5 protein-coding genes are annotated in these 5,219 nt (G+C 36.3%); all 5 read left to right on the top strand.

What is annotated here, in order from left to right:
• Positions 1 to 194 precede the first annotated feature (194 nt).
• From J7J10_01665 to J7J10_01645, 5 genes are read left to right on the top strand one after another with little or no spacing between them, the layout of a single operon-like run.
• Complete coding sequence (locus J7J10_01665) at positions 195 to 671, top strand: RsmD family RNA methyltransferase (GenBank protein MCD6129648.1); 477 nt, start codon at positions 195 to 197, stop codon at positions 669 to 671.
• Positions 671 to 1,168, top strand: coding sequence for a pantetheine-phosphate adenylyltransferase (coaD, locus tag J7J10_01660; GenBank protein ID MCD6129647.1), 498 nt, complete (start codon positions 671 to 673; stop codon positions 1,166 to 1,168). The genes J7J10_01665 and coaD overlap by 1 nt, the downstream gene beginning before the upstream one ends.
• Positions 1,168 to 2,349, top strand: coding sequence for a pyridoxal phosphate-dependent aminotransferase (locus J7J10_01655; protein ID MCD6129646.1), 1,182 nt, complete (start codon positions 1,168 to 1,170; stop codon positions 2,347 to 2,349). The genes coaD and J7J10_01655 overlap by 1 nt, the downstream gene beginning before the upstream one ends.
• 6 nt (positions 2,350 to 2,355) lie before the next feature.
• A complete protein-coding gene (locus J7J10_01650; GenBank protein ID MCD6129645.1) occupies positions 2,356 to 4,251 on the top strand; it encodes a penicillin-binding protein 1A in 1,896 nt (631 codons plus the stop codon).
• Entirely contained in the window at positions 4,214 to 5,152 is a 939-nt protein-coding gene (locus J7J10_01645) for an RluA family pseudouridine synthase (protein ID MCD6129644.1), read from the top strand. Before J7J10_01650 ends, J7J10_01645 begins: the two co-directional genes overlap by 38 nt.
• The last annotated feature ends 67 nt before the right edge of the window (positions 5,153 to 5,219 follow it).

Raw genomic sequence — 5,219 nt, 5'->3', positions numbered from 1 at the left:
TTTAATTGTCACGGTTACAGTAACAAACAAAATATTTTTTGTCAACAATTAATTTTTTAGGCAAAGTTGGGATTGACATTACCGCTTGTTAAATAAAAATTTTAGTTGATATCTGAGATTGAATTGCTAAGAATGAACTTTAGAACAAAACATTTGGAGGATTCAAACTGAAAAGAGATGGATTGAGACCTACGATGGGCATCGTCAAGAAATCCTTTTTTGATATTATTGCTTCAAGGATAGAAAATTCTATATTTTTAGATCTGTTCGCAGGCACAGGCTCTGTGGGAATAGAAGCACTCAAAAGAGGGGCTAAGAAAGTTATATTTGTAGAAAAGAATTATAAATATTCAGAAATTATAAGAAAAAAAACAAGTCGTTATGATAAAGAGAGGTATAAGATATATAAAATAGATGCATGGAGATTTTTAAATTTTCCTTTAATAAGAATAGCGGATATTGTTTATGCTGATCCTCCATACGATTTCTTAAATATATCTCGCGGAAAAGAATTTCTACAAAAACTATTCCAAAAGGCTAAAGGAAACTGTATAATAACCATCGAGCATAGAGTGAGCATACAATTGGGTGAAATATATGCAGGATTTCATGTTTGTAGAAATAGGCAATTTGGAGAAACAGAATTAACAATATATAAAGGGAAAGAATAATGAAAAAAATTATTGCAGTTTACCCTGGAACATTTGATCCTATCACTAAGGGCCATGTAGATATCATCAAGAGAGCAAGTAATATCTTTGACAGATTGATTATTCCTTTAGTAACAGTCAATATAAGCAAAAATATTTTATTTAATATTGAGGAGAGGGTAAAAGTTACACGAGAGGTGGTAGATGAACTTGGGCTTTCCAATGTAACCGTGGATAATTTCGATGGTCTTTTGATAGATTATGCGCATAAAGTCGGTGCAACTGTCATCGTCAGGGGATTGAGAGCTGTTTCTGATTTTGAATATGAACTGCAGATGGCTTTTATGAATAGAAACTTAGATCCTAATATTGAAACGGTTTCTATGATGCCTTATATTAAATATTCATTTTTGAGTTCCAGCATTGTTAAAGAGATATTTTTTAATGGGGGAGATGTAAGTAAGTTTGTTCCAGGGGTTGTGTTAAAATATCTATTGCAGAAAAGGGAGAAAAGATAATGTTGTTAGCAAAGAGAATTTCAAGGATTGAACCTTCGCTTACACTGGGTATCACTATGCGGGCGAAAGGTATGATGCAAAATGGTTTTAATGTATTGTGCTTTAGCGCTGGCGAACCAGATTTTAATACCCCAGAAAATATCAAACAGGCGGCTATAAATGCTATTCGTGAGGGTTATTCTCACTATACACCAGTGGATGGGACCAATGAGTTGAAAGAAGCAATCGTTAATAAATTTGAGAGGGAAAACAATTTAAAGTATGATAAAGACCAGGTGTGTGTCTCAGTAGGAGCTAAGCACACATTGTTTAATATTGCTCAAGTATTATTTGAGGAAGGAGATGAGGTAATTATTCCCTCGCCATACTGGGTTACTTATGAAGCAATTGTAAAGTATGCAGGAGCAAAACCGATAATTATTCACACCAGGAAGGAAGATGGTTTTGTGTTAAAGAAAGAGGCGTTGGAGAAGGCAGTATCTCCCAGAACGAAGGCACTTATTTTTAGTTCTCCGTCTAACCCCGCAGGTGTAGTATACAGCAGAAAAGACTTAGAGGATATGGCTGAAGTTGCTTTGAAAAATGACTTTTATATCATATCCGATGAAATATATGAACACATTATATATGATGGAATTAAGCATATCAGTATTGCCAGTTTAGATAAAGATATATACGAAAAAACATTGGTGGTAAATGGTGTTTCGAAGAGTTATGCTATGACAGGGTGGCGGATAGGGTATTTGGCAGCAGACAGAAAAATAGTAAAAGCCATTGTGAAATTACAGTCTCAAAGTACATCCAATCCCACAGCCATTGCCCAGATGGCAGCAGTAGAAGCATTGAATGGTCCTCAAGACAGTGTGGAACAAATGAGAAAGGAATTTGAAGAGAGGAGAAATTTTATTGTAAATGAATTTCGCTCTACTGGCAGATGTGATTGTTTTAATCCGAAGGGTGCATTTTATATATTTCCCAATATTTCTCATCTCTACAAAGAGGGAACAGAGATTAATTCGTCTATGGATTTCGCTATGAGTCTTCTGGAAAAAGCTCATATAGCTGTGGTTCCAGGTATTGGTTTTGGAGAAGATGACTATATTCGTGTTTCTTTTGCTACCTCTATGGAAGAGATAAAGGCTGGAGTAAAGATTTTTAAGGCATTTATTTCTGAACTTTAATTATAAATGAGAGTTTTATGGAAGACACTTTTAGTTATAATTGCAACCTGCTTGATATGTTTGGTTTTGGGTGGAGGGATATTTTTTTCCATCGTTTATTTGGAGACAAAATCTGACTTTAATCGCCTTTCAAGTTATGATCTTTTCACATCTACTATCCTTTACTCTGCAGATGGGGAGAAGATTGGAGAATTTAACGCTCAAAGAAGAAAACCTGTGCCGTTAAAGGATATTTCACCCTGGATGATAAAGGCAATTATCGCCGCAGAAGATGAACACTTTTATGAACATGGACCAATTAATGTATGGAGTATGATAAGAGCATTAATTAAAGATGTAAGATTGGGGAAAATGAGCCAGGGAGGAAGTACTATAACTCAGCAATTGGTAAAAAACCTTTATCTTACCCCGGAAAAAACAATCTATCGCAAGTCAAGGGAGATTATCTTGGCCTATAGGTTGGAACATGTGTTTTCCAAAGATCAGATTTTAAATCTGTATTTAAATACTGTTTATTTCGGCAGTGGTGCTTATGGTATTGAGCAAGCTGCAGAGACATACTTTGCAAAAAGTGCAAAAAGCCTGTCGTTGGAGGAATCAGCTTTACTCGCTGGTCTTCCTCGTGCTCCTTCCATTTATTCGCCCTATAAAAATCCTGAATTGTCAAAGAAAAGGATGGTTTATGTCTTAAACAGAATGGTAAAGTCAGGTTTTATTGAGGAAAAGGAGCGAAGGGATGCTTTACAGGCAAAATTTGTATTAAAAAGGAAGAAAACTTATGGAAATTATTTTATAGAGTATGTGAAACAGTATATAGAGAATAAGTATGGAGAAGATATATTGTATAAGGGTGGATTGAGGGTTTATACCACGATGGACAAAACATTACAAAAATGTGCTACCAGTTCAGTTCAAAAGGGAATATTGAAACTAAGGAATGGAAAATATGATGGATTACAGGGAGCACTTTTATGCATTGAGTCTTCTACTGGTTATGTAAAGGCGATGGTTGGTGGATATGATTATTCTTCAAGTAAGTTTAATCGCGCTTTACAGGCAAAAAGGGGACCGGGTTCGGCATTTAAGCCGGTTATATATTTAACCGCCTTAGAACAGGGTTTTTCTCCTAACGATATATTGATTGATGAACCGATAGTATTTACATTTAAGGGTAAGGTGTGGAAACCGCAGAACTATGAGGGAACATTCAGAGGTGAGGTAACACTAAGAGAAGCTTTAGTTAAATCTATAAATGTAGCTACTATCAGGTTACTTATGGATGTGGGTATAGATGAGGTGATAGCGCATGCTCGCCTTTTAGGTATAACCTCAAACATCCCCCATAATTTAGCTATAGCCTTGGGTTCATTTGGCATAAGTTTGAAGGAATTGGTGACAGCATATGCGGCTTTTGATAATTATGGATTAAAACCGAACCTCATTTTTGTAAGGAAAATTATAGATAAAAAAGGCAAAACAATAGAAGAAAATAAAGCAAAATTGTCAAGGACATGCAGTGAGGCAACAGGTTTTCTTATCACCAATATGTTAAGAAGTGTAATTGAGGAGGGAACAGGGAGAAGAGCAAAAGTGCTAAACAAGAGTATTGCTGGAAAAACAGGAACAACAGATGGATTTAAGGATGCATGGTTTATAGGTTTCTCGCCGAAAATTGTCACCGGGGTATGGGTGGGTTATGATGATGGGAAGACCATAGGCGAAGGCATGACAGGCGCACGGGTGGCATTGCCTATATGGATAGATTTTATGAAAGAGGCATTGGGGGATGAGAATGACGATTTCAGCATACCTCCTGATGCTAAAAAGCAAATTCTCATCATTTTAAAAGGGAAGCAAAAGACTAATGAGAGCTTTGGAGACTTATTCAGAGAAAACCAGTAGACTATCTGTAGAAGTAGGTGGAAAAATAAGTGAGCGTATAGATAGCTATCTTCACCGTATGTTTGAAGGATTTTCCAGGAATAGAATACAAAGATGGTTAAAAGAGGGGAATATTTGCGTAAATGGAGAAATGGTTAAGAAAAACTATATTACAAAGGAAGGAGACAAGATTTACATTAATCCTTCCTTTGCGGAACCTATTCGGGTAGAGCCATGTGATGTTTCATTTGATATAATTTATGAAGATGAAAATATTGTTGTAGTGGACAAACCAGCAGGGATTGTGGTATATCCAGGAGCGGGGAGAGAAAAGAAAAGCATTGTAAGTGGTCTTCTATATCGTGGTGTAAGGTTATCTCGCATAGGAGCACCTGTAAGATGCGGAGTGGTGCATAGGCTGGACAAGGATACCAGTGGAGTGATGGTTTTAGCTAAGGATGAATATACACATCTAAAGCTATCACAACAGTTTGCGGAGCATACAATAGGCAGAAAATATATTGGTGTGGTTTACGGTACCTTTAAGGAAGAGAAAGGAATAATTGATAAGCCTATAGGCAGGCATCCTAAGGAAAGAAAGAGGTTTGCTATAGTCTCTGATAAGCGGGCTATTTCTCATTATCGCATTCTTCGTAGATTAAAAGATGAAACAGTTTTATTGTTTAGGCTGGAAACAGGAAGGACTCATCAAATAAGGGTGCACATGCAGTTTATGGGACACCCTATAGTAGGAGATAAACTGTATGGTGGTAAGAAGGGAAAGGAAGAAGAAAATATTGAAAGGCAGGCTTTACATGCATATCTTTTGAGTTTTGTGCATCCTGTAAAGAGACAGGTTGTAAAATTTGTATCTCCATTACCGAAAGATATGAGAAATTTAATAAGGAGGAAAAGAAAATGACAAATCTGCGATTTGCCGTAAAAACTCCCAAGAAGGTTTTTATGAGAAGACTTATTCCGTTTATTAT

It is taken from the genome of Deltaproteobacteria bacterium (assembly GCA_021159305.1).
GTDB lineage: Bacteria > Campylobacterota_A > Desulfurellia > JAGGSF01 > JAGGSF01 > JAGGSF01.
The sequence above is the reverse complement of the archived record's forward strand: the minus strand, read 5'-3'. Positions and strand labels throughout refer to the sequence as shown.

Bases quoted from the DNA above. Each gene is read 5' to 3' on its own strand.
- J7J10_01665 (MCD6129648.1), top strand. From the start codon at position 195: ATGGGCATCGTCAAGAAATCCTTTTTTGATATTATTGCTTCAAGGATA.
- coaD (MCD6129647.1), top strand. From the start codon at position 671: ATGAAAAAAATTATTGCAGTTTACCCTGGAACATTTGATCCTATCACT.
- J7J10_01655 (MCD6129646.1), top strand. From the start codon at position 1,168: ATGTTGTTAGCAAAGAGAATTTCAAGGATTGAACCTTCGCTTACACTG.
- J7J10_01650 (MCD6129645.1), top strand. From the start codon at position 2,356: ATGAGAGTTTTATGGAAGACACTTTTAGTTATAATTGCAACCTGCTTG.
- J7J10_01645 (MCD6129644.1), top strand. From the start codon at position 4,214: ATGAGAGCTTTGGAGACTTATTCAGAGAAAACCAGTAGACTATCTGTA.